General features: G+C 36.0%; 27 protein-coding genes and 1 pseudogene. 19 read left to right on the forward strand and 9 right to left on the reverse strand.

The annotated features are described in order from the left end of the window. Positions 1-303 precede the first annotated feature (303 nt). From LCF45_RS04120 to LCF45_RS04130, 3 genes are read right to left on the reverse strand one after another with little or no spacing between them, the layout of a single operon-like run. On the reverse strand, positions 304-1,455 hold the full coding sequence (locus tag LCF45_RS04120) for an ABC transporter permease (protein ID WP_002029935.1): 1,152 nt from the start codon (positions 1,453-1,455) through the stop codon (positions 304-306). A gap of 26 nt (positions 1,456-1,481) precedes the next feature. Next, positions 1,482-2,156 carry an ABC transporter ATP-binding protein gene (locus LCF45_RS04125; RefSeq protein WP_002087431.1) on the reverse strand — a complete coding sequence of 225 codons (675 nt, stop codon included), beginning with the start codon at positions 2,154-2,156 and terminating at the stop codon, positions 1,482-1,484. Continuing rightward, on the reverse strand, positions 2,153-3,256 hold the full coding sequence (locus LCF45_RS04130) for an efflux RND transporter periplasmic adaptor subunit (protein ID WP_002186682.1): 1,104 nt from the start codon (positions 3,254-3,256) through the stop codon (positions 2,153-2,155). Before LCF45_RS04130 ends, LCF45_RS04125 begins: the two co-directional genes overlap by 4 nt. Before the next feature lie 215 nt (positions 3,257-3,471). On the opposite strand from LCF45_RS04130, the gene LCF45_RS04135 reads away from it, so the two are divergent. The 3 genes from LCF45_RS04135 (at position 3,472) to LCF45_RS04145 (ending at position 6,169) form a co-directional block, all read left to right on the forward strand. After that, a complete protein-coding gene (locus LCF45_RS04135) occupies positions 3,472-4,206 on the forward strand; it encodes a YwaF family protein (protein ID WP_002125428.1) in 735 nt (244 codons plus the stop codon). A 90-nt stretch (positions 4,207-4,296) separates the two neighbouring features. Continuing rightward, positions 4,297-5,163 (forward strand): ABC transporter permease subunit, encoded by an 867-nt coding sequence (locus LCF45_RS04140; protein WP_016119638.1) that lies wholly within the window; start codon positions 4,297-4,299, stop codon positions 5,161-5,163. Between the two features lies 1 nt (position 5,164). Further along, positions 5,165-6,169, forward strand: coding sequence for an ABC transporter permease (locus LCF45_RS04145; RefSeq protein ID WP_033729758.1), 1,005 nt, complete (start codon positions 5,165-5,167; stop codon positions 6,167-6,169). Positions 6,170-6,212: 43 nt separating this feature from the next. On the opposite strand, the gene brnQ2 is transcribed toward LCF45_RS04145, so the two are convergent. The 4 genes from brnQ2 to LCF45_RS04165 all read right to left on the reverse strand — a co-directional run bounded on the left by brnQ2 (position 6,213) and on the right by LCF45_RS04165 (position 8,819). Beyond that, entirely contained in the window at positions 6,213-7,529 is a 1,317-nt protein-coding gene (brnQ2, locus tag LCF45_RS04150) for a branched-chain amino acid transport system II carrier protein BrnQ2 (protein WP_002169098.1), read from the reverse strand. 220 nt (positions 7,530-7,749) lie between these two features. Beyond that, on the reverse strand, positions 7,750-8,319 hold the full coding sequence (gene cotJC, locus LCF45_RS04155; RefSeq protein ID WP_002010774.1) for a spore coat protein CotJC: 570 nt from the start codon (positions 8,317-8,319) through the stop codon (positions 7,750-7,752). Between the two features lie 12 nt (positions 8,320-8,331). Then, complete coding sequence (locus LCF45_RS04160) at positions 8,332-8,595, reverse strand: spore coat protein CotJB (RefSeq protein ID WP_000194952.1); 264 nt, start codon at positions 8,593-8,595, stop codon at positions 8,332-8,334. Positions 8,596-8,603: 8 nt separating this feature from the next. Beyond that, positions 8,604-8,819, reverse strand: coding sequence for a spore coat associated protein CotJA (locus tag LCF45_RS04165; RefSeq protein ID WP_000357172.1), 216 nt, complete (start codon positions 8,817-8,819; stop codon positions 8,604-8,606). Between the two features lie 109 nt (positions 8,820-8,928). Here LCF45_RS04165 and LCF45_RS04170 point away from each other — a divergent pair, with 109 nt between their 5' ends. The 6 genes from LCF45_RS04170 (at position 8,929) to LCF45_RS04195 (ending at position 12,225) form a co-directional block, all read left to right on the forward strand. After that, complete coding sequence (locus LCF45_RS04170; RefSeq protein WP_000398543.1) at positions 8,929-9,294, forward strand: VOC family protein; 366 nt, start codon at positions 8,929-8,931, stop codon at positions 9,292-9,294. A gap of 20 nt (positions 9,295-9,314) precedes the next feature. After that, on the forward strand, positions 9,315-10,094 hold the full coding sequence (locus tag LCF45_RS04175; RefSeq protein ID WP_000375642.1) for a DUF2935 domain-containing protein: 780 nt from the start codon (positions 9,315-9,317) through the stop codon (positions 10,092-10,094). A gap of 313 nt (positions 10,095-10,407) precedes the next feature. Beyond that, on the forward strand, positions 10,408-10,689 hold the full coding sequence (locus tag LCF45_RS04180) for a YkvA family protein (protein ID WP_002125440.1): 282 nt from the start codon (positions 10,408-10,410) through the stop codon (positions 10,687-10,689). Between the two features lie 11 nt (positions 10,690-10,700). Next, positions 10,701-11,306, forward strand: coding sequence for a DedA family protein (locus LCF45_RS04185; protein WP_000435001.1), 606 nt, complete (start codon positions 10,701-10,703; stop codon positions 11,304-11,306). Positions 11,307-11,491: 185 nt separating this feature from the next. Then, positions 11,492-11,860 (forward strand): DUF3992 domain-containing protein, encoded by a 369-nt coding sequence (locus LCF45_RS04190; RefSeq protein ID WP_002116435.1) that lies wholly within the window; start codon positions 11,492-11,494, stop codon positions 11,858-11,860. A gap of 20 nt (positions 11,861-11,880) precedes the next feature. Then, entirely contained in the window at positions 11,881-12,225 is a 345-nt protein-coding gene (locus LCF45_RS04195; RefSeq protein ID WP_002125443.1) for a DUF3992 domain-containing protein, read from the forward strand. A gap of 59 nt (positions 12,226-12,284) precedes the next feature. Here the strand turns inward: LCF45_RS04195 and LCF45_RS04200 are convergent, their stop codons facing one another. Continuing rightward, the gene (locus LCF45_RS04200) at positions 12,285-12,710 is read right to left on the reverse strand and encodes an S-Ena type endospore appendage (RefSeq protein ID WP_002087412.1); all 426 of its coding nucleotides are present in this window, start codon (positions 12,708-12,710) and stop codon (positions 12,285-12,287) included. Positions 12,711-13,063: 353 nt separating this feature from the next. On the opposite strand from LCF45_RS04200, the gene LCF45_RS04205 reads away from it, so the two are divergent. The 3 genes and pseudogenes from LCF45_RS04205 to LCF45_RS27010 all read left to right on the forward strand — a co-directional run bounded on the left by LCF45_RS04205 (position 13,064) and on the right by LCF45_RS27010 (position 15,991). Beyond that, positions 13,064-15,526 carry a LamG-like jellyroll fold domain-containing protein gene (locus LCF45_RS04205; RefSeq protein ID WP_050000851.1) on the forward strand — a complete coding sequence of 821 codons (2,463 nt, stop codon included), beginning with the start codon at positions 13,064-13,066 and terminating at the stop codon, positions 15,524-15,526. Positions 15,527-15,605: 79 nt separating this feature from the next. Further along, positions 15,606-15,809, forward strand: a complete 204-nt coding sequence (locus tag LCF45_RS04210) for a hypothetical protein (RefSeq protein ID WP_002169093.1) — start codon at positions 15,606-15,608, stop codon at positions 15,807-15,809. 29 nt (positions 15,810-15,838) lie between these two features. After that, a pseudogene (locus LCF45_RS27010) lies at positions 15,839-15,991 on the forward strand (RpiR family transcriptional regulator). Between the two features lie 95 nt (positions 15,992-16,086). Here LCF45_RS27010 and LCF45_RS04215 read toward each other — a convergent pair. Further along, positions 16,087-17,508, reverse strand: coding sequence for a branched-chain amino acid transporter BcaP (locus tag LCF45_RS04215; protein WP_002125450.1), 1,422 nt, complete (start codon positions 17,506-17,508; stop codon positions 16,087-16,089). Between the two features lie 189 nt (positions 17,509-17,697). Between LCF45_RS04215 and LCF45_RS04220 the strand changes: the two genes are divergently transcribed. From LCF45_RS04220 to LCF45_RS04250, 7 genes are all read left to right on the forward strand, one after another. Next, positions 17,698-18,870 carry a cation:proton antiporter gene (locus LCF45_RS04220; protein ID WP_263894588.1) on the forward strand — a complete coding sequence of 391 codons (1,173 nt, stop codon included), beginning with the start codon at positions 17,698-17,700 and terminating at the stop codon, positions 18,868-18,870. Between the two features lie 124 nt (positions 18,871-18,994). Next, on the forward strand, positions 18,995-19,321 hold the full coding sequence (locus LCF45_RS04225) for a hypothetical protein (protein ID WP_002125452.1): 327 nt from the start codon (positions 18,995-18,997) through the stop codon (positions 19,319-19,321). Between the two features lie 17 nt (positions 19,322-19,338). Beyond that, complete coding sequence (locus LCF45_RS04230; protein ID WP_002186671.1) at positions 19,339-20,202, forward strand: MurR/RpiR family transcriptional regulator; 864 nt, start codon at positions 19,339-19,341, stop codon at positions 20,200-20,202. 155 nt (positions 20,203-20,357) lie between these two features. Then, positions 20,358-21,242, forward strand: coding sequence for an N-acetylmuramic acid 6-phosphate etherase (gene murQ / locus LCF45_RS04235; RefSeq protein WP_002125454.1), 885 nt, complete (start codon positions 20,358-20,360; stop codon positions 21,240-21,242). A gap of 23 nt (positions 21,243-21,265) precedes the next feature. Further along, positions 21,266-22,630 carry a PTS transporter subunit EIIC gene (locus tag LCF45_RS04240; RefSeq protein ID WP_002125455.1) on the forward strand — a complete coding sequence of 455 codons (1,365 nt, stop codon included), beginning with the start codon at positions 21,266-21,268 and terminating at the stop codon, positions 22,628-22,630. Between the two features lie 51 nt (positions 22,631-22,681). Continuing rightward, complete coding sequence (locus LCF45_RS04245) at positions 22,682-23,755, forward strand: DUF871 domain-containing protein (protein ID WP_002169091.1); 1,074 nt, start codon at positions 22,682-22,684, stop codon at positions 23,753-23,755. Between the two features lie 152 nt (positions 23,756-23,907). Next, a complete protein-coding gene (locus tag LCF45_RS04250) occupies positions 23,908-24,312 on the forward strand; it encodes a DoxX family protein (protein ID WP_078203445.1) in 405 nt (134 codons plus the stop codon). The last annotated feature ends 138 nt before the right edge of the window (positions 24,313-24,450 follow it).

The following is a 24,450-nucleotide window of genomic DNA, read 5'->3' on the forward strand; positions in this document are numbered from 1 at the left end:
GATGATATCGTTATGAGTTGGTTCGCGAGTTGCAGTAGAATTATCCCGCTATTGGCGGGCAGTAAAACCCTCACCTCAAAATTCGGCTGAAGCAAAGAAGTTAGGTGGGAGATTAACTGCCCGTAAAAGCCCGATTGGTGAAGGCTAATAATCAGTGGGGGATGAACAAAACCCCCACTGATTATAGTTTCACTTTATATAATAGAAGTTAGAGGTTCTTATTTTTGTCAAAACGTCGATGAAATTACATTTGCCTTCAACAAAATAAAAAACGTAGGAGTGTAAACTCCTACGTTTTTTTATTTACTCATATCGTAAACATTCAATTGGATCAAGTTTAGCAGCTTTGTTTGCTGGTAGTAAACCGAATGCAATACCGATTAGCATTGAGATACCTACTGAAAGAAGTCCAAGTTCTTTTGAGATAACGAGTGGCCATCCGGCAAAGATTGAGACGATCCAAGCGAAGAAAATACCAAGCATGAATCCGATGAAACCACCGAGTCCTGTTAAAATACAAGATTCAATTAAGAATTGTGTTAATACTTTACCGCGCGTTGCACCAAGTGCTTTACGAATACCGATCTCACGTGTACGTTCTGTTACAGATACAAGCATGATGTTCATTACACCGATACCACCAACAAGTAAGGAGATAGCGGCAATGCCACCGAATACCATTTTCATCATACCGATGGATTCGTCTAATTGCTTCGTAAATTCACCTAAGTCCTGTGCTTCGAATTTGTGCTCGAATTTAGGAGCTTTCATGTCGTTTAAAACAGAAACAGCTTGTTTTTCTACACTTTTACGTTCTGTTGGAGAGGTCATTGTTAATTTTACAGAGTCATACTCATTTACTCCTGAAATGACAGGCGCGTTTTCAAGAGATGTATAACCTTCAGGCATAGCCATTCCAAATTCGTTTTTCGTTTCGTATACACCGACTATTTTATACGGCTTTCCTTTTACATCTGTGTATAGATTTGATTCCCAACCACTAAATAATTTGTTGAAAGCTTCTTCATTTAATATAACAGCAGGAATTGCTTGGTTTAATTCACTGTCGTTTAATTCACGACCGTGAACTAATTTTATTTTCGAATCTGTCATAAAGGCGCCTGTTCCACCTTTTAAATCAAGAGAGACATCTTTTGAACCAGAAGATGCTTTTACTTTCATACTTACATCTGGATAAACATCTTTAACGCCTGGTACAGTTTGAAGACGTTTTAGCATATCAGGTGTGATTTTGGCACTATCAGTTCCATAATCAGGGTTGTTGTAGTAAATCGTTACTTCAGTATCTTTTCCTTGGCCTAACTCTTTTTTAAACTTTGCATTTGTACCATCACCCATTGAAATGATAGTAATAATGGCGCTAATACCGATAATAATACCTAGCATTGTTAATATAGAACGCATTTTATGAGCAAAGATAGAGGAAAGGGCCATGCGTATATTTTCACTCGTGTTCAAAATTAACCTCTCCAATCTTGGACGATATTTCCGTCACGAATTACAATTTGACGTGCTGCCGCTTCCCCAATTTCACGATCGTGGGTAATCATAATGATTGTTGAGCCTTGTTTGTTTAATTCGTAAAAGAGATCCATAATTTGTGTACTTGTTTTCGTATCAAGTGCACCCGTCGGTTCATCTGCTAAGAGAAATTTCGGGTTATTTACGATTGCACGTGCGACTGCGACACGCTGCTTTTGTCCACCTGACAATTCATTTGGTAAGTGAGTAGCACGATCAGCTAAACTGACTTTTGTTAAAGCTGCTAATGAGCGCTCACGTCTTTCTTTTTTATCGACTCCAGCGTAAATAAGAGGTAGTTCTACATTTTGAAGTGCTGTAAGTCTCGGTAATAACATAAAGTTTTGGAATATGAATCCGATCTCTTTATTACGAACATGTGCAAGTTCTGTTTCAGACATGTTTGAAATGTTTTGACCAGCTAGTTCGTACGCACCTGTCGTTGGTTTATCTAAGCAACCGATAATGTTCATTAATGTTGATTTACCAGAACCAGATGGTCCCATAATAGAAGTGAATTCTCCTTGGTTTAGTGTTACATCAATTCCGTGTAATATTTGAACGGACTCTGCACCATTTTGGAAAGATTTCGTGATGCCTTTTAAGTTAATCATTGAGTGACAACCTCCATACCGTCTTTTAAGTCTTTTTCAGGTTTAGAGATAATTTCCTCTCCTTTTTTCACTCCAGAAACTTTTGCTTCGCTATCTGTCTCAAATTCAACAGTAACTGCTTGTTCTTTCGCTTTACCGTCTTTTACAACGAAGACAACATTTTTGTCACCTTTTTTCACAATGCTACTTTTCGGAACAATCGTACCAGTTGCTTCGCCAGATTTACTTGTTACGTAAACATGGAAGCCGTTTTGTAATTCTTCACTATTATCTAATGTGACAGTGAATTGATAATTAGAAACAGTTTTATTTTCGTCCATGCTCTTTAATGGTGTAGAACCGATTTCTGTTACTTTTCCTGTCCAAGTCTTACCAGCGACAGTTTTTGATGAAACAGTTACTTCTTGCCCAACTTTCATACTAGCAAGTTCATATTCAGAAAGTTGACCTTTTACTTTAAATTGACCAGCGTGACGAAGTGTAATGCCACTCATACCTGTTTTTTCATCAGCAGTTTTTACGATATCATCAATTACACCGTCGGCTGGACTCGTTACAGAAAGTGTGTTTACTTTCTCTTTTGCTACTTTAATCATTTCATCAGCTTTTTCTACTTCAAACTTCTTCATTTCAAGTTGTGATTCTAATTGCCCAACTTCAATTTCTGATGCTTTTAATGCTTCAGCGGGAAGGCCTGCATTTTTATCTTTTTGTAATTTTTGTTTCGCTGCATCAATTTGTTTTTGGAACAATGTTACTTCTTTTTGTGCGATTTTCTTTTGCATTTCTGCTTCTGTTACACCTTGTTTAGCAGTAGGGTCATTATATTTAAATAGAAGCTGACCTTTTTTCACTTCATCACCTTTTTTAACAGCTAATTCATACGTACCTTTTGTTGGATCGAATGAAATTGTTTCAATACCATTTGGAATAACTTCGCCGCCAAATTTTTGTGCATTTTCAATTTGTTTTTCCGTAATTTTATAACCGCTATATGCCATTGCTACTTCTGAACTACCGCCAGCAAATGCAAAATATGATCCAGCTGCAATTCCGATTGCTACTACACTAGTAATTAACACTTTATTTTTCTTCTTCATCTATTTATCACCTTTTCGTTCGTTTTAGTATCTACATTAAGTATAAAAGAGGTGAAGAATCTGACAAATCGTTTTAGCTTACAATAACCTTACAGTTTTGTAAGGTATGAATATCTAAATGTAAGGTAGAGGTTGTCCTAGCTAGTTTAAGCAAATGAATTGACTCGTTGTTTCTTTCTAACAATAATATTGTATGAAGGAGAGGAGGAAGGAAGATGGAAGCTTATTTTAGTGCGCATCCATTAAAACCATTTATTCCGTACTCGAGGCAACATGTCATTATATTATTTATTATGTTGGTGGGGATATTTTTTCTGTATCAATACCAAGATTTATTGCGTCAAAGTGAGTGGAATATAACGGTTCGATATGCAATTGCATTTCTATTTATAGGAAGTGAGATTGGACTTCATATGTGGGAATGGAAAGCTGGGATTTTTGAGCTAGGCACTTCATTACCATTTGAGTTATGTACGATTAGTTTATTGTTAGCATCGATTATGATTGTAACGAAAAGCTATCGAATATATGAGATTGTGTTTTTTACAGGGATTATTGGTGCATCGCAAGCTATTTTAACACCGAACGTGCAATATGCTTTTCCGCATTTTCGCTTTATAGAATTCTTTATCGCACATATATTGCTCATTTGGGCACCACTCTTTATGACATGGGTGGAAGGATATCGTCCGACATTACAATCTATTAAGCGTACGATGGTATTTTTAAATATATTGATTCCAATTGTTTCGTTTGTGAATTACAAAACAGGCGGTAATTATATGTTTTTAGCTCGTAAGCCAGAAACTGCTTCATTACTCGATATGTTAGGGCCGCATCCTTACTATATCATTTCATTAGAAATAGCTGCGCTTATGGGATGTTTTATTTTGTATATGCCGTTTGTGAAAAGAGAAGGGCATGCGCATAAAGAATCACTAGGATCATAACCTAGTGATTTTTTATCTTATAAATATTTACAATTCAGAAAATTAAGAATAAAATTAGAGGGTAAATTACATATAGAGAGAAGGGAAAACGTGGTCAAAAAAGTTTTTTTGAATGGGATGGAAGTGACGATTCAATTTATTATTTCGATTTTGGGTATTATTTGTTTAGGGGCACTGCCGAAGTTGTTTTATGGATTTGAGCTGCATGTATCAGAGTACATAAAGAGTTTAAAAGAAGTATTTGCGAACTTAATGGATCTCTCCAATTTGCAATATGTGAGAGATAAATTTTTATTCCCACAGTTGTTTGTCCATTATAAAGAAACGATTGTTATTTTTTTGGCCGCTTTTTTCATTTCATTATTTGTAGCATTTTGTATCGTTTATATGATTATGAGTAGTTCACCGCGTATACAACATCGAATTAAATCATTTCTCATCTTCCTAGAATCCATTCCAGACATTCTTCTTATTTTAGTATCACAAATTTTAGTTATATGGTTTTTTAAACAAACAGGTTTTTTACCTTTTCAAATTGCGTCAATTGGAGGCGAGTCGATTAGAGGATTGCCAATATTTTGTTTGAGTATACCGACTACGATTATGTTTGTAAAAATGTTAGTGCTTCGTTTTGAAAATGAGCTAGAAAAAGATTATGTACTATTTGCTAAGGCGAAAGGGCTGAATCGCTTTCATATTTTAAATCGTCATATTTTACGAAATGTGTTACTTAGTACACTTTTCTTTGCGAAAACGAATATCTTTTTTATGTTATCCAATTTATATATTATAGAATGGATTTTTAATACGGGTGGTATTTTTATGTTTTTGAAATCTTATGAAGGTATTAGGGTTGAGGTTTTCATCGTTAGTGTGCTGCTTATTTATATTCCGATTTTTATTTTATTCAAATTGTTTCATTATCTCATTCCAGCTGCGATGAAGGAGAGATTATAATATGTGGACGTATATAAAACGCGATAAAAGATTTTGGATAAGCATTGGGTTTCTTCTCATATTAGTTCTTTTGAGCATCGGAAATACGATATGGAATGGTGGGCACATTAGACAAGTTACACTGCAATATGATGCGGATGGAAATCCAGAAGTACCACCGTTTTCACCTTCATTACAATTTTTACTCGGGACAGACCGGAAAGGATATGACCTGTTACATTTAGTCATTGAAGGCGCGAAGTGGACGATTGGTATATCTATTTTAATTGCGGCACTTAGAATGGTAATAGGTGTATTTTTTGGTGTTGTACTCGGAACGTACATAAAAAGAGGGTTTTCAAAAATCGAGGCTTTTTTTGATAGTTTTACAGTTATTCCAACAGTTATGATTGCGTATTTCTTTCTCCAATCTGTGAATACCTTTGGAAGTGGAGAGGAAACAACAACTTTTTTTGAAAGGGCTTCGTTTCAAGTTGTATTACTTGTAATGCTTGTGATGCCAGTTATTGCACTGTATGTTGCGAAGGAAGTTCGTAAATTGAGAACCGAAGAATTCATTGAGGCTGCGTGTATATTAGGTGGATCAAGAAGACACATTGTTATAAAGCATCTTTTTCCACATCTCTATATGACGTTTATACTTGTATTTCTTCAGCAATTTACGCAGACTCTTACTATTTTACTCCACTTAGGGTTACTGGAAGTATTCTTTGGCGGAACTGTTAAGTTTTTAGGACCGGTAGAAGAAATAGACTCTTACACGCATGAATGGTCAGGTTTAATTGGAGTATACTTTAGATCTTTAACAGTGCATCCATGGATTCCTCTCGTCCCAATTACATTTTTTGGACTTACTATTTTTTCAGGAAATATGATTGTAAAAAGCATAGAAGAAGCGATGATGAAAGTAAGGTTAGGCGGAGTGATAAAGAAGACAGATGTAGAAAAGGAACAACCTGCTGTGCAGTCAAAAGAAGAATTATTTACTTTTAAACATACGATTTGAAAATAAAGAAGAAGCAAGCATAATCAATGCTTGCTTCTTTTCTTTATTTTGTAGAAACTTCACCTTCAGCTGCTGTTTGAGGAATAAAGTATCCGATTATACCACCAATTATTGCTGGAACGATCCAGCCGATTCCTAAGTTGTAAAAAGGAATTGTGTGTACGATATTAGCGATAAAACTTGGTATCATTCCCACATTATCAAGTGCATGAATACAGCTAATAAGGAATGCTGCAATCATCGCTCCGATATAGACAGAAGGTTTACGTTTCGTATATTTATCAATAAAGGATACGGAAATTAAAATGATTGTAATTGGATATAAAATAATTAATACAGGTAATGTAATTTTGATTAATAAACTTAATCCTAAGTTTGAAATAACGAAGCTAAAAATACAAACGTATAGTACAAGCTTCTTATATGAAACATTTGTTAATACTGTTGTGAAATAGTTGGCGAATGCACTTACAACACCGATTGCAGTCGTTAAACAAGCAAAGATAATTGCGATACTTAATAAAACATTACCGCTTGTCCCAAAAAATTGATACATAATAGTTGCTAATAGTTGACCGCCATTTTCAAATTGTCCTAAGTTTCCGTTTGAAGCGCCGATATAACCGAGTAAGAAGTAAACAATTGTTAAGAAAAGAGCCGCAATGCTTCCGCAAATAATTGTATATTTCGCAATGGATTTCTTATCTTGTATCCCGTTTTGACGAATTGCATTTACAACAATCGTTGATAATACGAGTGCTCCGATTGCATCTAATGTTAAAAAGCCTTCAAGAAATCCTTTGAAAAATGGAATTTCTTTATAGTCACCAACAGGTTCTGCAAATGATCCTGGTGAAAGAATCGCTTTTGTTGCCATAATTGCAATAATTCCAAGCAAAATTGGCGTTAATATTTTTCCGATATGATCTACTAATTTGGATGGATTTAACGATAAGAAGTAGACGACTATAAAGAAAATCGCACTAAAAACTAACATAGAGTACCATTGATCTGGGAAAAGTGGTGCAATCCCAATTTCATAAGATACAGTTCCAGTTCGTGGAATAACAAATAGTGGGCCGATGGAAAGATAAATAATGATAGCGAATACTGCTGCGAATTTTGGGTGAACACGGCTCGCTAAAGTATTAAAACTACCACCAGCAAGGGCAACAGCGACGATAGCTAGTAAAGATAAACCGACATCTGTAATAATAAATCCTGTAATGGAAACCCACATATTTTCTCCGGAAGAAAGACCGAGAAGAGGCGGGAAAATCATATTACCAGCACCGAAGAAAACTGCGAATAGTAATAAACTAATCGAAAGTATTTGCGCTGGTTTTAAAGTTGTACGCATATAAAGAAAAGCCTCCTAATGAGCGTTTTTTTGTCGAAAATTCAAATAATTTGTCGATTGACTGTTATTATTTTAAAGGTCTGATGACTAGAAAGCAAGAGGGAATTTTAAAAATATTTTAAAATAATGCGTAAAATTGAATAAATATACTATTTATATGTTAATGCAGGAAGAATTTCACTTATAACGTAAAAAAACACATATCGCTAGGATATGTGTATTAAAAATAAATTTGCCTATCACGTTCTTCTTTTAAAATTTCTACAGCCTCTCGGAAACGTTGAGAATGGACAATTTCTCGTTCGCGTAAAAAGCGTAAGCTATCATTTATATCGGGATCGTCTGATAAATCAATTAGCCATTGATAAGTCGCTCGTGCTTTTTCTTCAGCTGCAATATCCTCGTATAAATCTGCGATAGGATCTCCTTTCGCTTGAATGTAAGTGGCAGTAAAAGGAACACCACCTGCATTATGGTAAAACAAGGCGCTATCATGATTCGCATAATGCGCGTCTAATCCGGCAGCTTTCATTTGTTCAGGTGTTGCATCTTTTGTTAATTTATAAATCATTGTAGCAATCATTTCTAAATGTGCGAACTCTTCTGTACCAATATCGGTTAGTAAGCCAACGACTTTATCAGGAATTGTATAACGTTGATTTAAGTAGCGAAGAGCAGCAGCCAGTTCGCCGTCCGCACCACCGTACTGTTCAACTAATAATTTTGCGAGTGCTGGATTACAAGTACTCACTTTAACAGGATATTGTAATTTTTTTTCATAAATCCACATAGTTTCTCTCCTTTATATTTGCCATGGCCACGGTCCTTTGCTCCATTCCCATGGGGCGTTAGAATAACTGTTTCCAAACTGCTGAAGTGGTCCGTATCTTTCTTCAATTTTTTGTTTTAATACTCTTCGTTTATAAGAAAAATCGTTGAATTGATTTATAGCTGCAGTATCGTCGGGATGCGTATCTAAATAGAGAGTAAGTTCAACTAATACAAAGTCTAATTCTTGCAGTTCTTCAATCCATTTGTAATATTCATCAGGCAATGTTTGTGTCACGTTTTTATTCACCTTCCTTTTTTGTAAGGATTTTCATAATAATCATAAAAAGCAGGCCATAAAGTCCCTTTTCTTAAAGCTTCTTTTGGTGTGAATTGGGGTAAATTAGTTGGTTGAAAACCCATATATAAGTGCGGGGGAGTTGAGTAATATTTCTTTCCAATTGGAGGACAAGGATCGTTTGGACCATGATAAGGTATGTAGGATTTCATGAATTTATCCATGTTACAACCCTCCTTTATAAATGAAATATCCATTATTATGTATTGTATTCGTACATAATTGTCATTTATGACTCATATAAAAAACTAATAGAGACAGGGGGAGTTGAGGATGGAAGGCATTACAACATGTATCGTATTAGAATCAAAAAATTTAAAGGAAACATTGTATTTTTATGAAGGGATTTTAGGCTTTAAACCAAGCAAGGAGAGACCTCAACTACATGTAACAGGTGTTTGGTATGACGTTGGTTTAACGAGAATTTGTTTTGTAGTAAATCGGAATTTACGAGGGCGTGAGAAGGTTGCTAATTCTTCGTGTGAATTAATAACCTTTTCAATTTCTGATATGGAAAAAGTAAAGAGAAAATTACAGTTTTACAAAATATCTTTTGCGGAAGAACAGCATGCGGATGGGGTGGTAATTACTCTTTATGATCCAGATTGCTATAAGCTTCAAATTTCATCAGAGGCATGAGTAACCATAGGGGGGATAGCGTGGATAGAATGTATGAAGAAAGCGCACTGTTTGAACATAAATTTTGGCTCAAAGTTCTCGGGGATCATGCTCAGTTTTTACTAGATGCTTTAGCTCCACAGGAGAAAGAAGATATACAGAAAGCCACCTATTTTGTAGAAAAATTCACGAACTTTTTAAATGAAATTCATACTGTAAATTTTATTGCATTTTCAAAAGATGCAGAACAAGCTGCAGAGGAGATTCGAGCATTTAAATTAAATATTATACAAAAGCAATTGGAAGGTAAAATTGTGATTCATTTTACTCCGACTTTTATTAATCATATGGTAAATGAAGTGGAGGAATATATAACAGTATTAGAATACTTAGGGAGGGGAGAAGTCCCGCCCGTTTTTCATGAACTACACTATCATCTCGCGTGGTTAACGGATGCAGCAGGGCATGCTGGTTCTATTTCAGGCGGATTAGATGTTGTGGAAAAAGGATTGAAGGAGAAAAGTGATTTGTTTGCTAAACATTTTGAACAATTTTATTTAAAAGCAGTTGAAATGACAGGTTATTTACGGGCAGAACTGAAACATTTTCCAGCTTTGAAGAAGTTTACAAAAGACGTTTCACTAGAGCTAAAGTTATTCTCGCATTTCCTTCGAGAAGTAGAAGAATTAGAGTTGTCTGAGCAAATATTAAGTTCATTATCAGCCAGGATGGCGGATCATATGGCGAGGGAGGAGTGTTACTATTTATTGAAGTTAGCACAATCCTCAGGGTTAGAGATACCGAAATGTAATCCGCTTTAAAAATAGATTGTAGGGAAGATCAAGCAGACAAATTTTAAAAGTGATAGAAGTATGTGAACAGGTTTCATTATGAAAAAAATATTGACAAGCCCCTCCAAATATCTTAATGTGATTGTATAAAATTGTGTATCTAAAGGGGAGTAACTTATTACAGTAAAGTCGTCATTACAGGGAGAAACCCTCGGCTTTATTGGCAACGTTTCGTTGTTAGTGAGACCTTTACCAGCAATGGTAAAGGCCCCTTATTGTCTTTTTTAGGACCCTTACCATATTTGGTAGGGTCCTTTTTGTATACAAAGAGAGGAGCTAGAAAATGAAAAAACTTTTTAGTAGATTAAGAGTTGTATTCCATGTCCGCCGTTTTGTTCCATTCCTATTTGACTTTTTTACTTCAAAAGAGGTTTCAATAAAGAAGAAAATTTTATCTATTGCTTTTTTAGTTGGTTATGTAGCGATGCCGCTCGATTTAATTCCAGACTTCCTACCGTTTATTGGTATTTTAGATGATATTGGAATTGTGTTATTTATTTTGAATCGAATTGTAAAGATGGCGCCAGTGCAATTACAAGAAAAGCATAACGTAAACGTAGGATAGGAGTTGAAAATATGGAGCAAATTATTTTAGATATAATCGAGTTTTTAAAGCAGTTTTCTTATTTTGGAGTTGTGTTAGCATTAACGTTTGAATTTATTCCAGCAGAAGTAGTTTTGCCCATGGTTGGGTATTGGGTATATGAGGGAGATATGAATTTTTGGCTAGCTGTATTAGCAGGGACACTTGGCGGAACTACAGGACCGTTAACGTTATATGCACTCGGTTATTACGGTGGTCGCCCTCTATTAATAAAATACGGGAAATACTTCTTTATTAAAGAAGAACAAATTCAAAAAGCAGATGATTTCTTTGCGAAGTATGGTCCAGTTGTGGCATTTGTTGGACGCTTCGTACCAGGAGTTCGAACACTTATTTCTGTACCGTGTGGTATGGCAAAAATGAACATATGGAAATTTAGCATATATACATTTGTAGCAATGTTCCCATTAACGACTTTGTATATTTATTTTGGAATGAAATTAGGTCCGCATTGGGAAAAAGCGGCGGGCGTTGTTGGACAATATATGTTACCGATATTAGGAGGCGTTCTTCTTATCGTGGCTAGTATCTTTATCTATAAATTTATGAAAAAACGAAACAAAACTGAATCTATTTAGTTTATTTCGCATTAACGGGCAGTAAGATTCCCACCTCAAAACTTAGCTGTAAAGCAAAGTATTGAGGTGGGAGTTTTACTTTGAATTATGATGTGCTTATTTTTGGAAATAGATGAATAGTACAGGCAAAAGACTCTGAAGGACATACACATATAGGGAATATAAAAGAGAGAGGGGAAACAACTATGTCTTGTGAGTGCTCAGGGTCAGCATTAACTTGCTGTCCAGATAAAAATTATGTGCAAGATAAAGTGTGTAGTCCGTGGTCTGCTACTGTAGTTGCAACAGCAATTGATAATGTTCTCTATACAAATAATATTAACCAAAACGTAATTGGTACTGGTTTTGTTAAATATGATGTTGGACCAGGCCCGATTACTGTAGAAGCACTTGATTCTGCTGGGGCTACAATTGATACACAAACATTAAACCCAGGAACGAGTATTGCTTTTACGTATCGCCGCTTTGATAGTATACAAGTTGTGTTACCTGCAACACCTGCTGGAACGTATCAGGGAGAATTTTGTATTACGACACGCTATTCACTTTCGTAGAAGAATAGGAGAGGGTTGAAATGGGAATGAGAAGTTCCAGTTTGTCTTGTTGTTCTAATAAAACGCTTGTGCAAGATCAAGTATGTGCAGACTGGTCAATTACAGGTGCGGGTACTCAAATTGTCTATACGAATAATCTTACACAAGAAATATACGGTTCAGGTTATGTAAAATATGATACAGGTGCAAATCCGATTACAGTGGATTTTTTAGTAGGTGCTACAGTAGTCGATACGATTACTGTACAACCGCAAAGTAGTGGTACTTTCACAGTGAGGCACTTTACTACTGTTCGAATTACAACGACAGGAACAACTGTTAATCAAGGCGAGTTTTGTATTACAGTACGTTATCCAATTTCATAAAAAAAGCATACCGTAAATGGTATGCTTTTTTAAATTGAGGAAGTAATAAAATTGGTATTCTATAAGCAACATGTAAATTGGCAACAGTACTTGCCTTCTAAATATAGTGAAGGATTATTTTGTATATTAATAATACTAACGGATTTTAAATCTTTACCTGTGTAAGATATTGTATTGCCAGGAAACACAGTGAAAATATTGGTTACTGCTCCAATGATTTGAATTGTAATTGCTTCAGTGCTGCTAGTACTATTGTAAACCGAGACAGTACCTGATATAAGCAGTATCCCATCACTTTGCCACAGTATCATTGATTGTAGTGCATCTTTGGTAGAGGGAATGGTGTTGTTAGTTATGAGGAAATTCCCTGCAAATTCATTTGTTACTCGCTCACAACTTGGATTTGGAGGAGGGGGCGGTGGACAAGGGTCTGGACAAATGATAGATAAAGGAGCGAAACAGCCAATATTTTTTTTGTTCTTCAATACAACCCCTCCTTTTTAAGTTGTCTTTTACTACTATTAAATGTAGAAGCATGGCCGATGTGTTAAGAAAAGAAGAAAATTTTTAAAATTAAGATTGTCTAATAGGCTTACAGCTTAACTTACCATTAATGTTATAGAAAAGATTATATGTGAATAGACATGGGAAAAGAATGATCAGACTCTTTTAGACAAAAGGTGGTTGTATACAATAGTACGAGTAATGTTGGACTTAATGCTTAATTAACTGTATATTTACAAAAATCTAATAAAATTCATTTGTTATTTAAACGATATTAATATGTTTAAGATAAAATAGCCCTTGTAATGAATCAATTATTATGAGGAGGATTCACGTGGAAAGAACTGCTTTACGAAAAGTAAAAGGTCTTATTGGATTATTAATGGTATTTGTATTGGCATTTGTATCATTACCGTGGAGTACGTCGGTTAAAGCGGAAGAGAAAAAGCAAGAAAAGGCACCAAGTGAGAAGAAAATCGTTTTCCCAGTTGTAAGTGATGTGCATATTAAAGATAGTGGAACAGATGATACGTTCCGCTGGAAAAGAGCGATTGAGCAATTTAATACGCTTGCACCAAAGCAAGATGCGTTTGTCATTGTAGGTGATTTTACTGATTCGGGTTCAGTAAAGCAATATGATCGTTTCATGCAAGTGTATAACGAAAATGCAAATAAAGATGCGGTACGAATGAATTCTCTAGGTAATCATGATTATTGGAACGGCTTATCTGTAGAGGGAGCACAGAAGCGTTTCTTAGAAAAGACAGGAATGGAATCGGTTTATTATCATAAGGTGGTAAAAGGGTATCATTTCCTTGTTATGTCTCCAGAGGATGGGACAACACATGGCTATTATTCGGACAAGCAAATTAATTGGTTAAAAGAAGAAATGGCAAAGGCACAAAAAGATGATCCAGAAAAACCGATTTTTGTGTTTTTACATCAACATATTAAAGATACAGTGTACGGTAGTCATGAATGGGGAACACAAGATAGTGCAAAAATTAATGCAGTGTTAAAAGAGTACCCACAAGTCATTACGTTTTCAGGTCATTCACATTATCCATTAGATGATCCAAGATCGATTCATCAAAAAGACTTTACATCTGTTGGCACATCTTCTGTAAGTTATATGGAAGTTGAAGGTGGTAAAGTGCAAGGGAATATCCCTTCAGAATCTCGTGCATTAAGCCAAGGCTTATTAGTAGAGGTAGATGATAAGGAAGTAACAATTAATCGTCGTGATTTCCATACGAATTCTTGGACAGGCGAGCCATGGAAAATTCAGTTGCCATCAAAGAAAGAAACATTTACGCATGTAGAAGACCGTGATAAAGAAAAGCCATCTTTTGCGAAAGATGCGAAAGTATCAGTATCAAATGTAACGGAAAACGCAGCAACAGTAACATTCCCGCAAGCAGTGGACAACCTTCTTGTTCACTCTTATCGTGTACAGGCGAAGGATAAACAAACAGGAGAAATTAAAAATAAGTTGTTAGCATTCTCAGAGTTTTATCGGGATCCAGTGCCGAAAGAACTTACATTTACGCTAGCAGGATTAGATGGTGGGAAAACATATACACTTGAAGTAGTTGCGATTGATTCGTTTGGCAATGAAAGCGCGCAGCCGTTAACGGCAGAAATTACTACGAAAAAAGATAATATTGATCCGAATGTGAAAGTACCAAAGGCAGACATTTTTGATGTGAATTTCTTAGATGGTACATTTAAAGATAACTCACCGTTTGGAACAAAAGGTGATGTGAAAGGGAATGTATCTATTGAATATGATAAAGCGTTGAAAACAAATGTAATGAAATTAAATGGAAAAGCAAATACATTTGGTTATCTTCCATTTTCAGCAGCACAAAAAGAAAAAGTAGCAAATTCATTTACGTTAGAAACTGTATTTTCGATGAATGAAATTCGTGGACAAGGAATTTTACAAAATACAGAGAGCGGCGGAATTGGTTTTGAATCTACAGGAAATGGATATGTAGAATTATGGGCTCATATTGGCGGAAGCTATAAACGTGTTGGCGTTCAATTAGCAGCAAACAAAACGTATCATTTAACAGGAACGTATAACGGAAGTGAAGTAGCAATTTATGTAGATGGTAAAAAAGTAAATAGTCAGCCAGCTCAAGGGAAAGTATATCACCCGAACGTACCATTTGCACTTGGTGCAGATCCAGACAGCAACGGAAATGGGGGGATTCCGTTAAATGGACAAATTGCGTTAGCAAAATTATATAGTAAAGCATTAAGTTCTTCAGAAGTAGTAGCAGCGTATAACGAGTTTTCTAATCGTACAAAATTAGAGCAAGTAAATACGTTATATGAAGAGATTGGAAAAGTGAAAGAAGTATTGGCAGGTACTTATGAATTTGGTGAAAAACCAGGCCAATATTCACAAGAAGCTTTCAAAGAATTACAAAAAAACTATGACAATGCTAAGAAAGTGTTTGGGAATATGACAAGTACAGGTGAGCAAGTTGTTCAAATGTATAATGAATTAAAAACAGCAAACCAAACATTCGTACAATCAAAAGTGGCAGAAGAACAACCAAAAACACCGAAAGAAAAATTACAAATCAATATTGAATCAGCCAAAGCTTTAGTGAAGAAAGCCCAATCTGCAAACGTAACGGATGGTTCAGTGAAATCATTGAGTCAAAAAATTACAGTTGCAGAAACTGTGTTAAAAGATGTGAAAGTAAAAGATGCACAGGTAGAAACGATGAATCGTACGATAGAGCATGCGATTTCACTTGTTGAGAAAAGCATAAACAAATAAGGTAGAAGAAAAGAAGCTTATCATGATAGGCTTCTTTTTTGTTATACTAAAAATAGCATGGAAAAAGGGAGCGAATAATTTGGAACAGAAAAAGATAAAAAGAATTCTTGAATATGTATGGATCGCGGTTGTGCTCCTTGTAGGATATTATTTCTTAAAAGAGAAAAGTATATGGGTTCTATTTTTAATGACATTTTTATTAGCGGGTTTAGGCACGTTATTTATTAATTTCTTCTTTGATAGTGTAAATGCGTGGAAGAAAAAAAAGAAGGAGACGAAGTAAAGGGGGAGGCTATGCAAAAGTAGAAGCTCATATATCAGGTCATTATTTTCCTATTATTTGTAGGTATTGGAGTTTTTTAATACGCTACACTGATAGGGAATTGGGCATGATTTACAGCTTGCATCTGTATATTCACCATTTTACAATCGTTAACGCAAAAATATAATAAGGTGAAACTTTAATCAGTGGGGGGTGTTCATCCCCCATTGATTATTAGCCCTCACCAATCGGGATAAAACATGAAAATAGCTCGCCGTTTCATCGGCGAGCTATTTTGTTATGCTTTTTTCGTCTCATCATTTGTTTTTTCAGTAGCTAAATGACTATGTTTTCTAGAGTAGAAGAAATAGAAGCATAAGCCGACTATAAGCCAAACTGCGAAGCTAATCCATGTCGTTGTAGACAAATTGATCATTAAATATAAACAGCAAAGAATCGCGACAACTGGCAATACAGGTACGAAAGGTGTACGGAATCCGCGTTTTAAGTCAGGATGAGTTTTCCGTAAAATAAGTACAGCAAAGCAAACGAATGCGAAGGCTGTTAACGTACCGATATTTACTAAATTCGCTAGTAAATGTAGGTCTAAAAGTCCTGCTAATAAAGCTGCAAATACCCCAGTAATCCATGTGTTTAGTAAAGGGATTTTAACTTTTTTATTTACGCGTGATAACGCTTTTGGGAGTAAGCCGTCTCGGCTCATTGCATAAGAAACACGAACTTGTCCATACATAACGACTAAAAGAACGGTTGTCATTCCTGTCATCGCACCAACTGCAAGTAGCCCTGCAATAGTATCTTCGCCAACGAAATGTAGTGCAAATGCAACAGGGTCAGAAACGTCTAATTGCGTATAAGGAACCATACCTGTTAAAACGAAAGATACGATCATGTATAAAACTGTACAAATAAGAAGGGAACCGATAATGCCAATTGGTAAATCACGCTGCGGTTTTTTCGTTTCTTCTGCCGCAGTTGCGATTGCATCAAAACCTAAAAAGGCGAAGAAGACAGTAGCAGCGCCAGTAATAATACCGTCGTACCCGAATGGAATGAACGGTGTCCAATTTTCAGGTTTTACATATTTTGCGCCTGCTACGATAAAGGCGATAATAACTGCTAATTTTATAAGGACCATAATATTATTAATGCGTGCGCTTTCGCGTATACCAAAACTTAAAAGACCAGTAATGAGAAGTAAAATACAAACAGCGGGTAAATCAATGAGACCACCTTTTCCCGTTCCGGGGGCCGAGGAAATAATGGCGGGAAGGTGTATATTGAACCCTTGAAGCAATGATTGTAAATATCCAGACCAGCCAACAGCTACCGCTGCAACTGCGAGTAAATATTCGAGCATTAAACACCAACCAACGATGAAGGCGACAACTTCTCCGACGGTCATGTATGCATAAGTGTAAACACTTCCTGAGACTGGTATAGAAGAAGCGAATTCGGCATAACAAAAGGCTACACAAGCACAAGTAAATGCAGCAATAAGGAATGATAGCATAATACCAGGACCAGAATGTTTCGCCGCTACAATACCTGTTAATACAAAAATCCCTGTCCCAATTACGGCGCCGATTCCTAAAAACGTTAAATCGAGTGCCGTTAATGTTCGATCTAGCTGCCGTGGTGATTCAGTACTAAGCGCTTTTTTTCGTAATAATGACTTCACTTTGGACTCTCCCCCCATTTTTCATCTCCATAACTGCGAATAGTGTGAACCAATTGGAAAAGAGTACGTGAGTGAATGAAGGTACAGTTATGGTATGTAGTTTTTTGAAATTTCTGGATTAATTTTATTACAATTCAGAATATTTTGTCAAATAAAACTTTAACAAATAAAATGCTGCTTGTAAGGAGAAACTATGTGCAGAAATAGATGCAGGAACAAAAAGATTTACTTTATATAGTAGGAGAAGATGCTATGTTATTTTATTTTGAACTTGTCGTCATTTTACTTTGTACGAAATTAGCTGGTGATATTAGCGTTAGACTTGGCCAGCCTTCTGTACTCGGTAAATTAATCGTTGGTATTATTATCGGTCCGGCTTTGCTAGGTATTATTAATAGTTCAGAACTTATTGATGAGCTTAGCGAAATTGGTGTTTTGCTACTTATGTTTATGGCAGGACTCGAAACTGATTTAGAAGAGTTAAATCGTAATTTAAAATCTGCATTCGCAGTAGCGATGGGAGGAATTATTTTCCCATTCCTTGGTGGGTATTTAGCAGGACTTGCGTTTGGAATGTTACAGTCGCATGCGATCTTTTTAGGGTTATTACTTTGTGCCACTTCGGTTAGTATTTCTGTTCAAACACTAAGAGATTTAGGGAAAATGAATACGAGAGAAAGTACGACGATTTTAGGTGCAGCTGTATTTGATGATGTAATTGTCGTTATTTTATTAGCATTTGTGATGAGTTTTTTAGGTACACAAGATGTAAATGTAACGCTAGTCATTGCAAAGAAAATTATCTTTTTTGTAAGTATTGTTTTCATCTCTTGGAAAGTTGTTCCATGGATTATGAAAATGCTCGTACCACTTCGCGTAACAGAAGCATTAATTAGTGCAGCTCTTATTATTTGTTTCTCTTTTTCGTATTACAGTGAAATGATGGGGATTGCAGGTATTATTGGAGCATTCGCAGCTGGAATTGCCATTTCTCAAACAGAGTATAAGCATGAAGTAGAACATAAAATTGAACCGATTGCGTATGCGATATTTGTACCAGTTTTCTTCGTAAGTATTGGAATGGAAATTACATTTCAAGGTATCGGAAGCCAGCTTTGGTTCATTATCATTATGACGCTCATCGCAATTTTCACAAAGTTAATTGGATCAGGTTTAGGAGCAAGACTAACAGGATTTAACTTACAATCTTCTATTAGTATTGGTGCGGGGATGGTGTCGCGCGGGGAAGTAGCGCTTATTATCGCAGCAAATGGACTTACGGCAAATTTATTAGCGAAAGAAAATTTCACAGCTATTGTCATTGTTGTTATATTGACAACAATTATTACGCCGCCACTTTTGAAGAAGTATTTTGTATAGGGAGGAAGGGCTTATCTGATGTAGGTAAGCTCTTTTTTTATCGCAAAAAGCAATAGTCATGTAGCGTGAATGGTTTGTAATTATGGTAAAATCTACGTATATGCTAGGGCGAGGAGAGAAATGTGTGAAGATTACTAAGGAGAAGGTTATAGGTGTAATTATACTCCTTTTATTGTGCATACCATTTACTGCATGGAAAGAATCAAAAGTGAAAGATTTTCCGGTTTCTATTTTTTCAGAAGAAGCAGATGGTGAGTACGATCAAAAGCTGAAATATACTGCTTTTTTACCTAATGTTGCGATTTGGATGAACGGTTGGGAAAAGAAGTGGACAGAAGGGGAAAGAACTGTTTATCAAAAAGGAAATCGCATTGTAAATGTGTTTCATCCTCCTGGCGATGATGGTTTTTACCTCCTTGAAGCAAGAGAAAATAAGAGAACGCAACCGTGAGAAGTGGAGGTTAAATAGTGAAAGCTTCAACATTACTATTTAAAATTGAAAGTAATATGGATCAATTTTCACCAGCCGAAAAGAAGGTTGCCATGTACATAATGGAGAATGCAGAAATTGTTCCGAACTTAACGACGAAAGAAGTGTCAACGAATGCAGGCGCAAGTGAGGCAAGTGTTGTTCGCTTTTGTAAGTCGATTGGGATTGGGAGCTTTAAATCATTTAAAATCGCGCTCGTTCGTGAATTAACGATTGCTGATTATAATATTAATGATTTTTCAGTGATGAATACGGAAGATGGACCGTACGACTTGTTTAATAAAGTTACATATGTGAATAAAGCTGCAATTGAGGCGAGCGTCACGGCGATAGATAAGAAGGAACTTGAGAGAGCTGCAGATCGTATTGTAAATGCGGATAAAGTTATATTTTACGGAGTAGGTGGTTCAGCTACTCCAGCGATGGACGGGGCTTATAAATTTACACGACTCGGATTTACAGCGATGATGCTATCTGATTTTCATATGATGTTGCCACTCGTCACGAATTTAAAAGAGGGAGATATATTTGTGGCGATTTCAACTTCTGGGCGGACGAAAGATGTGCTCGAAATGGCGCAATATGCGAAGAAGCGAGGGGCTACAGTTATTGCGATTACGAAGCTAGACCAATCATCTCCGTTATATAAAGCGGCAGACATTCGCCTTTGTATGCCAGATGTAGAGCAAGACCATCGCATTGCGAGTATTGCTTCGAGAATGACGCAACTGAATATGATTGATGCTTTATATGTGATTACTTTCAATCGAATTGGTAATAAAGTATTAGATCAATTTATGGAGACGAGAGAAGAAGCATTACGGTTACGGAAATTGAAGTAGAAGAAAAGATGGGGAGACTCATCTTTTTTATTATCTTTGACACAAATATGTCATGTTGTGAAATTTTATTTCATAAAATAAGAAAGAGTTATTGATTTTTAGTTTCTTAAAGTTATAATAAAAGTGTGAAATATAATTTCGAAGAGGGTGGCAATATGTTAGAGAATTTATCGACAGAACACCGTAATGAGAAAACGATGAATCTAGATGAGATGAGTATAAAAGAAGTTTTACAAAGTATGAATGAAGAAGATCGAACTGTTGCGTTAGCAGTTGAAAATGAAATAGAAGAAATTGAAAAGGTTGTACAAATTGTTACTAAGTCTTTTGAAGAAGAAGGCCGTTTAATTTATATTGGGGCTGGTACGAGTGGCCGTTTAGGCATTTTAGACGCAGTAGAATGTCCCCCGACATTTGGAACAGATGATAACATGGTTCAAGGATTTATAGCAGGTGGATTGAAAGCGTTTACTAAGGCGGTGGAAGGTGCCGAAGATCGTGAAGAGTTAGCAAAAGAAGATTTAAAAAGTATTGGATTAAACGAGAAAGATACGGTTATTGGAATTGCAGCAAGTGGTAGAACACCCTATGTAATTGGCGGATTGAAATATGCAAGTAGCATGGGAGCAAGTACAGCTAGTATTTCCTGTAATAAAAATGCTGAAATAAGTAAATATGCAAAACTAAATGTGGAAGTGGAAACAGGCGCAGAAATATTAACAGGCTCAACACGGTTGAAGGCTGGCACAGCGCAAAAGTTAGTACTCAATATGATTTCTACAGCGTCTATGATTGGTGTAGGGAAAGTATATAAAAACTTAATGGTAGATGTTCAATCTACAAATGAAAAATTGGTAGAACGCTCAAAACGAATTATTGTTGAAGCGACAGGCGCTAGTTATGAAGTAGCTACAGAGTGTTATGAGAAAGCAGATCGAAATGTGAAAGCTGCAATCGTTATGATATTACTACAGTGTGAATATGGGGAAGCACTAGAAAAATTAAAAGGTGCGAAAGGATTTGTGAAGAAAGCACTTTAAACTTTGGGGAGGGGGATTCTATTATGAAGAAAGAAGAGAGAATGGCCAAAGAAATTTCAGAGCAGCTTGGGGGAGTAAAAAATATTCGTGGCATTGCTCATTGTATGACGAGGTTACGATTAACGCTTCATGATGAAAGTAAAGTGAACATGGACCTTTTAAAAAAGGTTGAAGGTGTTATGGGAGTGATTGAAGATGAAACGCTTCAAGTTGTTGTTGGGCCAGGGACAGTAAATAAAGTAGCAGCTGAGATGGAAGATTTAACGGGACTGCGAATTGGTGAGGTGGCAGATCACCACCTTGAAGATCTTGGGCAAGAGATGAAGTCAGAGATTAAGAAGAAAAATAATACACCAGTGAAAAACTTTTTAAGAAAAATAGGAAGTATTTTCATTCCGCTAATTCCGGGACTTGTTGCGTCAGGAATTATAAATGGGGTTGCTAACTTTGCGAAAAACGCAGGTGCTGACCCGAATGCAACGTGGCTACAAATGCTACTACTTATTGGCGGCGGTATCTTTACATTCTTAGGAATTTTAGTCGGTTGGAATACAGCGAAAGAATTTGGCGGGACACCAGTTCTTGGGGCAATTGCAGGTATTTTAATTTTCAACCCAGCGATGGCGAATGTAAAATTATTCGGTGAAGCGCTCGTACCCGGACGGGGCGGATTATTTGCAGTTATTTTTGCAGCATGGCTTATGGTTGTAGTTGAGAGACGAGTGCGAAAAGCTGTGCCAAATGCAGTTGATATTATTGTGACACCACTCATTACTGTATTAGCTGTAAGTATAGTAACGATGTTAGCGATTCAGCCAGTAGCAGGCTTCTTATCTGATGGTATTACAAGCGGTATTAATGCAATTTTAAATGTTGGCGGAGCATTTGCTGGAGCTGTGCTTGCCGGAACATTTTTACCTCTCGTAATGGTCGGATTACATCACGGTTTAACACCGATTCATATGGAATTTATTAATCAAACGCACGTAACGCCTTTATTACCAGTATTAGCAATGGCTGGCGCTGGGCAAGTAGGAGCAGCAATTGCGATTTATGTGAAAACAAAAAATAAACGCCTTCGTAATGTGATTAAAGGTGGATTACCAGTAGGATTTTTAGGAATTGGCGAACCGCTATTATACGGGGTTACATTGCCACTTGGGAAACCGTTTATTACTGCTTGTTTAGGAGCGGCTGTCGGTGGTGCATTCCAAGCTGTTATGAAAACGGCTTCACTCGGAATAGGTGTATCAGGATTATCATTAATTCCGTTAATTGCTGATAATAAATATTTATTATATTTCCTTGGATTAGTAGTTGCATATATTTTCGGATTCATCTTTACGTACTTCTTCGGCTTTAAAGAAGAAATGGCAGAAAACATATAGAGAAAGGGATTCCTTTCTCTTTTTTTTATATTAATAGAAGGAGAGATTTATATGATAGGAGTTTCAATTTATCTTTCAAAAGAGCGAGTAGAGAAACAAGAAGCATGGTTAAAACTAGCGAAAGAAAACGGATTTTCATCTGTTTTTACATCTCTTCACATTCCAGAAGATGATCCGAATACGTATAAGGAGTTAATTCAAATACTTGGGAAACAAGCTCTCGAAAATGAAATGGAATTAATGGTTGATGTCTCTCCAAAATCGTTAAACCATTTAGGGATGACGTATGAAAATGTGGAAGAGTTATTAGACTTTGGCATTACTGGTTTACGAATGGATTACGGTATTACGCCAAAAGAAATCGCACGTGTATCTCATAAGATGAAGGTAGCTTTAAATGCGAGTACGATTACAGAACCATTTTGGAAAGAGTTACTTGCGGAAAATATACGAGTAGATCGTGTAGAAGCGTGGCATAATTTTTATCCACGTCCAGAAACAGGACTAGCAAAGTCGTTTTTGCAAAAACAAAATAAATATTTACATGAGTGCGGAATAAAAACGATGGCATTTATTCCGGGAGATGGTGAAAAACGCGGTCCGTTATATGAGGGTTTACCAACTTTAGAAAAACATCGCAGTATGCGCCCGCTTCAAGCATATTTAGAACTTGTGCAAGATTGTGCTGTTGATAAAGTTTTAATTGGCGATATAAGCGGGAGTTTAGAAAGTGTACAAGAAATAGCAAGTGCGAGTAGAGGGATTATTCCGCTGGGATATGAGCCATTTATAAATGAAAATGAAGTATTAAAAGTGGTAGAGAAAGTGCATACGAATAGATTAGATCCAGCACGTGATGTCATTCGCTCTGTCGAATCAAGAGAAGAAAATAAAGTTGCATTACAACCGATGAATACAATTTCAAGAAAACGAGGCAGTATTACAATTGATAATGAATTGTACGGTAGATATGCTGGTGAAATGCAAATAGTTATAAATGATTTACCTGAAGATAGGAAAGTGAATGTTGTTGGAATGGTGATGGAAGAAGATGTGTCTTTATTGTCTTATATAGGTGCTGGGAAAAATTTTCAACTTTTTCTAAGTAATAGAGCGAAAGCTTGAATTAGCACTATTTTATAAAAAACATTATCTGCAAAAAGGATAATGTTTTTTGGTTTCTTTAAAAAAGCATTTGACGAATGAAAAGAAATACCGTATTGTTTTGTCTTGTGAATAAATGTTCACCATAACAAAACAAAAAAGGAGAGTTCAGAATGAATCAATATATTGGTAATTTAATTATTCGTATCGTATTAGGAGTTACTTTTTTTGCACACGGTTTAGCAAAGTTTCAATCAGGTATAGATAACGTAGCAGGATGGTTTACAAGCATCGGTTTACCAGGTGGTCTTGCATATGGCGTAGCAACAGTTGAATTAGTTGGTGGTATATTATTAATTATCGGTTTAGGCGTGAGGTATGTAGGATTGTTATTCGCTCTTATTTTGGCTGGAGCTATCGTAAAGGTAAATGGAGCAGCAGGCTTATTAGGAGATGGAAAGAATCCGGGATATGAATTAGATCTTGCATTATTATCAATGGGTGCGTATTTATTCGTTGTAAAAGCAGAAGGATATGTAGAGCGCTTCTTAAAAGAGAAAGTAATGAAAACGAAGTAAATTTTATTTTTTTAGTGTTGACTTGACGACTTGGTGTAACTATAATGATTACATCAAGTCGATTAGTAATAAAATGATTCGTATATTTTTTTATTCTAGTTGTAACTAACTTAGTTACAACTAGAATAAAGCTTAAAG

It is taken from the genome of Bacillus sp. 41-22 (assembly GCF_025809295.1).
GTDB lineage: Bacteria > Bacillota > Bacilli > Bacillales > Bacillaceae_G > Bacillus_A > Bacillus_A mycoides.